This is a genomic window from Streptomyces sp. NPDC059166 (assembly GCF_042755185.1).
Lineage (GTDB): Bacteria > Actinomycetota > Actinomycetes > Streptomycetales > Streptomycetaceae > Streptomyces.
The window spans coordinates 1-1,138 of sequence record NZ_JBHZCI010000105.1 but is presented as its reverse complement, the minus strand read 5'-3'; the positions used below and the strand labels follow the sequence as shown (position 1 = coordinate 1,138).

The window sequence follows — 1,138 nt, the reverse complement described above, 5'->3', positions numbered from 1 at the left end:
GGAGCTGTCGAAGGTGGGACTGGCGATTGGGACGAAGTCGTAACAAGGTAGCCGTACCGGAAGGTGCGGCTGGATCACCTCCTTTCTAAGGAGCACTTCTTACCGGGTTCGCTCGGTCAGAGGCCAGTACATCGGCGAATGTCCGGTGCTGGTTGCTCATGGGTGGAACGTTGACTATTCGGCACGACAGGTAACTCACTTCCAGTACTGCTTCGGCGTGGAACGTGGTGGGGGATCGGTCGGGTCGGGCACGCTGTTGGGTATCTGAGGGTATGGCCGTGAGGCTGCCTTCGGTTGCCGGCCCCAGTGCACTCACCTTTTGGGGTGGGGTGATGGGTGGCTGGTCGTTGTTTGAGAACTGCACAGTGGACGCGAGCATCTGTGGCCAAGTTTTTAAGGGCGCACGGTGGATGCCTTGGCACCAGGAACCGATGAAGGACGTGGGAGGCCACGATAGTCCCCGGGGAGCTGTCAACCAAGCTTTGATCCGGGGGTTTCCGAATGGGGAAACCCGGCAGTCGTCATGGGCTGTCACCCGCTGCTGAACACATAGGCAGTGTGGAGGGAACGCGGGGAAGTGAAACATCTCAGTACCCGCAGGAAGAGAAAACAACCGTGATTCCGGGAGTAGTGGCGAGCGAAACTGGATGAGGCCAAACCGTATGCGTGTGATACCCGGCAGGGGTTGCGCATGCGGGGTTGTGGGATCTCTTTTTCATAGTCTGCCGGCTGTGAGACGAGTCAGAAACCGTTGGTGTAGGCGAAGGACATGCGAAAGGTCCGGCGTAGAGGGTAAGACCCCCGTAGCTGAAACATCAACGGCTCGTTTGAGAGACACCCAAGTAGCACGGGGCCCGAGAAATCCCGTGTGAATCTGGCGGGACCACCCGCTAAGCCTAAATATTCCCTGGTGACCGATAGCGGATAGTACCGTGAGGGAATGGTGAAAAGTACCGCGGGAGCGGAGTGAAATAGTACCTGAAACCGTGTGCCTACAAGCCGTGGGAGCGTCGCTGTATGTGCTTGCACATGCAGTCGTGACTGCGTGCCTTTTGAAGAATGAGCCTGCGAGTTAGCGGTGTGTAGCGAGGTTAACCCGTGTGGGGAAGCCGTAGCGAAAGCGAGTCCGAACAGGGCG

The 1,138-nt window shown here is 58.1% G+C and carries 2 rRNA genes; both read left to right on the top strand.

Annotated elements, in window-relative coordinates:
- Positions 1 to 85 (top strand): 16S ribosomal RNA (locus tag ACFXOA_RS32305); the annotation flags it as partial.
- Between the two features lie 298 nt (positions 86 to 383).
- Positions 384 to 1,138, top strand: a 23S ribosomal RNA gene (locus ACFXOA_RS32300); the annotation flags it as partial.